This is a genomic window from Vibrio sp. 10N.286.49.E11, assembly GCF_041469505.1.
Taxonomy (GTDB): Bacteria; Pseudomonadota; Gammaproteobacteria; order Enterobacterales; family Vibrionaceae; genus Vibrio; species Vibrio crassostreae_C.
In genome coordinates, this window is sequence record NZ_JBFRKQ010000122.1 from 1 (window position 1) to 6,917 (window position 6,917).

Consider the following 6,917-nt stretch of genomic DNA (forward strand, 5'->3'; position numbering starts at 1 on the left):
GCACTAAGCTCGCTTTTAACCATCTGTTTTTAAGTTAATTACAGTAGTTCTACCGACTATTGAGCAATCACGAATTCTTCGTTGGTTGGATTGCTATTAGTATCGCATCTGCTAGTAAGAGTGTGGTCAAAATTATTTAGACCACAATTTTAAACGACGTTGCAAAGATGAGTCTTACTCAATATCAGCAATTAGAACAACTATCCAAGCAAAGTGTAGGAAGTAAGCGCTATGTGACTCCCAGCAAAAGGATAAATTGCGCAGTCTAACTCAATGTAATCACGGTTTTTCGTTTTGTGGTTTCACTGTGTTTCAACGCATCAAGCATCTGCTCGAATTTAAAAGTGACAGGAATACTAACTTCAACACTCCCATTTTCAATACGCTCAAGCAGCGCTTCACCATTTTGCATTAATGTATGCCAATCATCTTTATCACCAAAATTATGTAACGCTCCAAGGGCTATTTCGTGGTAAGAAATAGTGCGCGTAAATGGAGGGTCAATGGGTTTAGCAATACGATCTTGAATGCAGACAATATGTCCATTCGCTCTTAACAGCGGCACTAAATGGGCGGCATTTTCCCCACTCACCGCATCAAAAATGGCGAAGTATTTCATGTCGATTTGAGATTGCTCCCGATAAACTTGGCGAATACCTAAGCTTTTGGCTCGCTCTTCGCTCAGACTCGCGGAGACAACATCAACGATATAACCCGCTCTGACAAGGATCTGGGATAACAAATTATTCACCGCGCCAAAACCAACGACAAGCACTTCTCTTTGTTGGGTTAATGGAATTTTTTCAAATGCTTGCCACGCAGTTAGCATCGGACAAGGCAGTGCCGCGGCAAGTTCAAAAGATAGGCTCTCAGGTAGTGTCATCACTCGCTCAACGTTCAAAACAGTATATTTAGCGAAGCTACCATGGCGATTTAGTGAACCATGATATGCCACTCGACGGCCAATTAGACTGGGATCAACTTTAGAACCTACTTGTACGACGACGCCTGCACCATCAACACCTGGAACATGGCCATTCGGCCAATTTAAAGGATTGGCTTTAATAAATTTCCAATCCACAGGGTTAATACCAATCGCTTTGTTTTGTACTAAGATTTCGCTGTCATCTAAAGCTGCTCTTTCAGCCTTACCTAAAACAAGACTGTGTTTCTCAGTTTGATATTGCCAAATTCGATAGGGTTCCATATCACTTCCACTCGCTTAATGAAAAGGTAAGGCACCAAAGAGTTATCGTCCTTGGTACCTGGTGTATTAGGCTTGATAAGTTGGATAATCGACGTAGCCTTCGGCTCCGCCCCCATACAAGGTCAACCTAGCATCGGCATCAAACTCGGCCAATGGTAAATCATGAGCAAATCGGGCGACTAAATCAGGGTTCGTTACAAAAGGAGTACCAAAGGCAACGAAATCAGCATACTGCTTATCTAGCAACTGTTGGGCAGATTGCTTGGTCAACTTTCCTGCAACCATGATTGGATTAGAGTATATTCGGCGTACTTGCTGGCGAAACTCTTCAGGCACCTCTACATAGCGTGATATGTTTTCTGAAAAATGCACATACGCAAGGTTCATCAGTTGTAGTTTTTCCAGCAATGCTAACGTTAGCGGAACAATTTCAACATCATCCCCAGCAAAACCCTCTCCGATATGAGGAGACAGACGAACCGCAACTCTTTCCCCACCAATTTCGTCGGTAAGTGCTTGCAACGTATCAACCAAAAAGCGCATGCGATTCTCTTGGCTGCCACCATATTGATCACTTCTTTGGTTGCTTTCTAAGCGTAAAAAGGTATCAAACAAGTAACCATGCGCAGCATGAATTTCCACGCCATCAAAACCAGCTTCAATGGCGTTTTTGCCCGCTTGTACAAAATCCGCAATCGTGCTCTTAATGTCTTGCAGCGTCATCTCCCGTGGCGTTTCAGTTTCAATCATCCCAAAGCCACCTTCAGCTAGTGGGCCAAATACTTGATCTGGGATTTTAATCGCTGATGGGGCTAACGGCTTAGTACCTGAAATATCAGAATGACTGCGTCGCCCCACATGCCAAAGTTGAGTAAATATTTTCCCGCCATCTTGATGCACAGCTTGGGTGGTTTTTTTCCAGCCTTCGATGTGCTCTGGGGTATAAATGCCCGGAGTCATCGAATAACCTCGTGCAGCCGCTGAGATCGGGGTGCCCTCTGATACAATGAGTCCAGCACTGGCACGCTGACGGTAGTAGGTTGCCATCATCTCGTTTGGTACATCACCAGGTTGAGACGTGCGTGAACGAGTCATCGGCGCCATCGCGATACGGTTTCTAGTCTCAAGTCCGTGACCTTTAAATACCTTAAACATACTTACCCCCTTAAGCTTTATACGTTGGATAATCAATCAGACCTTTCTCACCACCACCAAACAAGGTGTTTGGATCATGCTCTGCCAATGGGTAGCCGTGAAGTAGACGTTCAGGAAGATCGGGATTCGCCACAAAAGGTCGACCAAAGCCGATCATATCAGCCAGTCCGTCATCAATAGCTTGCTTTGCTTTTTCCGCATTATAACGACCTGCGTAGATCAGCACGCCTTGAAAAGCATTGCGCATTGCACGTTTGAATGAGACGGGTGTATCTGGTGCATCATCCCAATCGACTTCAGCAATATGTAGGTACACGATATGATGTTTATTGAGTAACGCTGCGGCAGCGGTATAAGTCTCAATAGGGTTAGCATCAACAGTACCATTTAAGGTTGTTAAAGGTGCCAAGCGCACACCAACGCGGTTAGCGCCAATTGCGTCCACCATTGCTGCAACGACTTCATCAAGAAAACGAAGACGATTTTCCAGGCTACCGCCGTATTCATCACTGCGGTTGTTAGCTTCGGAGTCAATGAATTGGTTGATCAAATAACCATTCGCCGCATGCAGTTCAATGCCATCAAAACCTGCTTCAATCGCATTCAATGCCGCTTGACGATAATCTGCAATGACTTGTTGAATATCTGCTTTTGTCATTGCTCTAGGCTGCACGACATCAACAAAACCTGGTTCATCACTGCCATTATCAACGAATACTTTTACGTTTTCCGCTTTTAACGCTGATGAAGAAATCGGTTGCTCACCACCGATGTTATCTGTGTGAGTGACTCTGCCCACATGCCAGAGCTGAGCGAAAATTGCGCCATTTTCTGCATGCACTGCTTGAGTTACTTTACGCCAGCCTGCGATCTGCTCAGGTGTGTAAATACCTGGGGTCCATGCATAGCCTTTTGCCGTCGCTGAAATTTGCGTACCTTCAGACACAATCAATCCTGCACTGGCACGCTGAGCGTAATAGGTTGCCATCATATCATTTGCGACATCACCAGGCTGACTGGCTCTTGAACGCGTCATCGGTGGCATGACAATGCGGTTTTTGAGTGTGAGTCCACCCAATGTGAATGGTTTAAATAGTGATAGTGACATAGTTGAGCCCTCTTCATTTGATAAGGGCATACTAGCAAATGAGTCACCAATCATTTATAGCAATAAAGGCAAATAATATTTGTATAAATTGCAACAATCAGCTTGTTTAAGCGGGTTACAGGGTTAGCTTTGGCTTAATAAAATCAATAAAAGCGGAGATCCGCTTGGCCACAGAAGAAGTCTTATAATACACAGCGTTGACTTGTTCTCTTCGTGGATGACTGATTTTTTCGCTCTCCAACAGCGAGATTAAACGTCCTTCGGCAATATCTTTATTCACCATAAACCCTGATAGACATGCAATGCCATTTCCTGCCAACACAATTTGTCGAATGGTTTCGCCATTACTTGATGACATCAAAGCGTCTAGTTGGGTAAAACCTTTTAAAGGCCAGTCATTCAAAATTTTGGGGGCGACAAATCCAATGAGATTATGCTGAGCAAGATCGCTGCTTTTAGTGGGGAGCCCGCGTTTTGAGATATATTCTGGTGAAGCCACAATATACAAGGGGCTTCGACCCAGCGACCGAGCATGTAGCGTTGAATCGCTCAACGTACCAATACGGATTGCTAAATCGGTTTTCTTTTCTAGTAAATCCACAATGCCTTCATTGGAAGTTATTTCTAGCTCAATATCGGGATAGGCTTGATTAAATGACTGCACCAATGGCACCAGTTGATGAAACACAAACGGACTAGCCGCGTCGACACGTAAACGGCCTTTGGGCAATTCCCCACGGGAAATAATATCTTCTTCCGCCTGCTGTAATTGCATTAACCCCACCCGCATAGAGTCAATGAACTGGCGTCCTTCATCGGTTAATTCAATACGTCTAGTGGTTCGGTTTAGAATAGTGACCCCAAGTTGACTCTCCACTTTACTGACCGCTCTGGATACTCGCGCGACTTGGATATCTAGGCTCTCTGCTGCCGCTGAAAAACCTCCGGTATCGACTACAGCTAGTAAAATGGCTAAATCATCAGATTTTGTTCGCATGCTATTTCCCTCAATTTTATCCAATCGCTCATCAGCTTTATTGCATTTATAACAAATATCATTTGTAAAAACCTCTGTTTTTCACAAAACATCTTTAATGCAAAATGCCCCCCATCAATTAACAACGCGACGGCATAGCGACCAATACATCGGCTATTGCTGGTCATTTTCAAACAACAGAGAGTAAATATTATGCCTTTAGCACTTCTTGCATTGACGCTCAGCGCCTTTGCTATTGGAACAACGGAGTTTGTGATCGTGGGGCTACTCCCGACCATGGCCTCCGACCTAAATATATCACTGCCTTCAGCAGGCTTGCTGGTTAGCCTTTATGCACTTGGTGTTGCCATTGGCGCCCCGGTTTTAACGGCTTTAACAGGAAAGTGGAATCGTAAACACGTATTGATTACCGTCATGTCACTGTTTGTTGTCGGTAACTTAGTTGCATGGCAAGCACCTGGATATAACACCCTGATTATCGCTCGTATTTTGACAGGTTTAGCCCATGGTGTATTTTTCTCCATTGGTTCAACCATTGCTACCGGTCTGGTACCAAAAGAAAAAGCCGCCAGCGCCATTGCGATTATGTTCACTGGTTTAACCGTGGCGTTAGTCACAGGCGTGCCGCTTGGGACATACATAGGTCAAACCTTTGGCTGGCAATCAACCTTCTTAGTTGTTGCGCTATTAGGTTTAATCGCATTAATTGGTAGTGCTTTCTTAGTACCAAATAACTTAAAACAACCTGCTGCAGCTAAGCTTTCATCGCAGCTTAAGGTATTAACTCAACCTAGATTATTACTGGTTTATGCGATTACTGCACTGGGTTATGGCGGCACTTTTACAGCATTCACTTTCCTTGCTCCTATTTTGCAGCAAGAAACTGGCTTTAGTGCGAATGCAATTAGTTTAATTATGTTGGTTTATGGAGTCTCAGTTGCGATTGGTAATATTTGGGGCGGAAAAATGGCCGATAAAATGGGCCCAATAAAAGCCCTTAGCATTATTTTTACTGGTCTTGCAGCTGTGCTTATCGTGTTCAATTTTACCGCCGTTAACCCTATTGCCGCGGTAGCCACGATTTTAGTTTGGGGGGCATTTGCATTCGGTAATGTTCCAGGTTTACAAGTATATGTAGTGAAACTTGCTGAAAAATATACACCAGATGCAGTGGATGTTGCTTCCGGTTTAAACATTGCCGCCTTTAACGTTGGTATTGCACTTGGTTCATGGGGCGGAGGGATGGTTGTCGCTGAAGCAGGCTTAATGCATACACCTTGGGTAGGTGCAGTAGTTGTACTGATAGCGCTTGCTTTGACCCGCTTTAGTGGCCGTCTTGATAAGCGTGCAGAAAGTTAATGGTAAAAATGTATTAATGAAATAAACACGACTCTTACCCTTAGAGCTGGTCAATGCAGCAGCATTGGCCAGCTTTTCGCAACTTATATTGATTGGTATTAGACAAGATTGAAACTGATAAGAGGCACTCAATGAAAACCGTTTTTATTACTGGAGCTAATCGTGGCTTAGGATTAGAGCTTGCAAAGCAATATGCACAGCGACATTACAAGGTCATCGCTTGCTGTCGCGATATTGATTCAGCGCATGAGTTAACCCTGTTAGCACAACAGTATTCAACCATTCGCCCTTATGCTCTAGATGTTAGTCATGAAACAGATATTCTCGCTTTAACTGAGGTGTTTAAAGAGCAACCTATTGATGTACTTATTCATAATGCTGGGGTGAGTGGTGAAGGATGTGACAACTTAGGCAATATGGATCAGCAAAGATGGCTAGAGGTGTTAAAGGTCAATACCATCGCACCCATGTTAATCACGCAGGCCTTGCTCAATAATATTCTAGCCGGCCAAGATAAAACCATAATCGGGATGACCTCAATACTGGCCAGTATTGATGATAACCGCTCAGGGGGACGATACAGCTATCGAGCATCAAAAGCGGCCCTCAACCAAATAATTAAATCTCTAGCCTGTGAATTATCCGAAGCGGGAGTGAAGACCATGGCAATTCATCCAGGTTGGGTAAAAACCGATATGGGTGGAAAGGAAGGCAAGGTAACAGTAAAAGAGAGTGTTACAGGCATGCTTAATGTTATCGACAATTTAAAACTTAAGCATTCAGGTTCATTTTTTGTCTACGATGGCACTCAATTGCCATGGTAAGCCTAGTAGTTACGTCTCATACAAACTCTAAGGGTAGGATATGCTTTTAACCTTTATAGTTTTAATCCTTTCTATTGTCGCTTTGCTCGGGTGGTATTTACACAAAGTCTCCCGTGACATTTCCCAAATTGACTGGGATTGGGATGACGATGAGATCCTATAAATTGATATTGCCTGCATCTATGGCTGGTCACATTACATATCCTAAGGAACGACTGCGATCTTACTCTGGAATGAGTAAATACTTTAACGTGATGTATGGAATCC

The 6,917-nt window shown here is 43.8% G+C and carries 6 protein-coding genes; 2 read left to right on the forward strand and 4 right to left on the reverse strand.

Features of this window, described 5'->3' with window-relative positions; genetic code table 11:
* Positions 1-265 precede the first annotated feature (265 nt).
* The 4 genes from AB4167_RS21555 to AB4167_RS21570 form a co-directional block, all read right to left on the reverse strand.
* A complete protein-coding gene (locus AB4167_RS21555; RefSeq protein WP_017062694.1) occupies positions 266-1,207 on the reverse strand; it encodes a zinc-binding dehydrogenase in 942 nt (313 codons plus the stop codon).
* A gap of 66 nt (positions 1,208-1,273) precedes the next feature.
* Complete coding sequence (locus AB4167_RS21560; protein WP_017062693.1) at positions 1,274-2,362, reverse strand: alkene reductase; 1,089 nt, start codon at positions 2,360-2,362, stop codon at positions 1,274-1,276.
* A gap of 10 nt (positions 2,363-2,372) precedes the next feature.
* Positions 2,373-3,470: an alkene reductase gene (locus tag AB4167_RS21565; RefSeq protein WP_102321231.1), complete on the reverse strand. Its 1,098-nt coding sequence runs from the start codon at positions 3,468-3,470 to the stop codon at positions 2,373-2,375.
* A gap of 115 nt (positions 3,471-3,585) precedes the next feature.
* Complete coding sequence (locus AB4167_RS21570; protein ID WP_102398645.1) at positions 3,586-4,467, reverse strand: LysR family transcriptional regulator; 882 nt, start codon at positions 4,465-4,467, stop codon at positions 3,586-3,588.
* Positions 4,468-4,659: 192 nt separating this feature from the next.
* Here AB4167_RS21570 and AB4167_RS21575 point away from each other — a divergent pair, with 192 nt between their 5' ends.
* Entirely contained in the window at positions 4,660-5,826 is a 1,167-nt protein-coding gene (locus tag AB4167_RS21575; protein ID WP_029235440.1) for an MFS transporter, read from the forward strand.
* 131 nt (positions 5,827-5,957) lie between these two features.
* Positions 5,958-6,650 (forward strand): SDR family oxidoreductase, encoded by a 693-nt coding sequence (locus tag AB4167_RS21580; RefSeq protein ID WP_017068416.1) that lies wholly within the window; start codon positions 5,958-5,960, stop codon positions 6,648-6,650.
* The last annotated feature ends 267 nt before the right edge of the window (positions 6,651-6,917 follow it).

Coding starts and splice junctions, on each gene's coding strand:
- AB4167_RS21575 (WP_029235440.1), top strand. CDS start 4,660: ATGCCTTTAGCACTTCTTGCATTGACGCTCAGCGCCTTTGCTATTGGA.
- AB4167_RS21570 (WP_102398645.1), bottom strand. CDS start 4,467: ATGCGAACAAAATCTGATGATTTAGCCATTTTACTAGCTGTAGTCGAT.
- AB4167_RS21555 (WP_017062694.1), bottom strand. CDS start 1,207: ATGGAACCCTATCGAATTTGGCAATATCAAACTGAGAAACACAGTCTT.
- AB4167_RS21565 (WP_102321231.1), bottom strand. CDS start 3,470: ATGTCACTATCACTATTTAAACCATTCACATTGGGTGGACTCACACTC.
- AB4167_RS21580 (WP_017068416.1), top strand. CDS start 5,958: ATGAAAACCGTTTTTATTACTGGAGCTAATCGTGGCTTAGGATTAGAG.
- AB4167_RS21560 (WP_017062693.1), bottom strand. CDS start 2,362: ATGTTTAAGGTATTTAAAGGTCACGGACTTGAGACTAGAAACCGTATC.